This window comes from Amphritea pacifica, from assembly GCF_016924145.1.
Classification (GTDB): Bacteria; Pseudomonadota; Gammaproteobacteria; order Pseudomonadales; family Balneatricaceae; genus Amphritea; species Amphritea pacifica.
Genome location: NZ_JAFFZO010000259.1, coordinates 1 through 252 on the forward strand (window position 1 = coordinate 1; position 252 = coordinate 252).

The 252-nt window shown below is 54.8% G+C and carries 1 protein-coding gene; it reads left to right on the forward strand.

The genetic code is table 11. The annotated features are described in order from the left end of the window. The coding region (locus tag JW499_RS22265; RefSeq protein WP_205212572.1) for a transposase at window positions 1–252 on the forward strand (252 nt) is incomplete at both ends.

The following is a 252-nucleotide window of genomic DNA, read 5'->3' on the forward strand; positions in this document are numbered from 1 at the left end:
TGGACCGCACTCAACCTGGGCTGCCGCTAAAGAAAGGTCGTGCGGCCACGATGACGCACGATTACAAGCGCAATGGCACAACCACCCTATTTGCCGCACTCAACGTGCTCGATGGCAAAGTGATTGCTCAATGCCAGCAGCGTCACCGCCACATCGAGTGGTTAAAGTTTCTGCGTAAGATCGACCGTGAAACGCCCAAGGATAAGGTGTTGCACCTGATCGCCGATAACTATGCCACCCACAAACACCCCA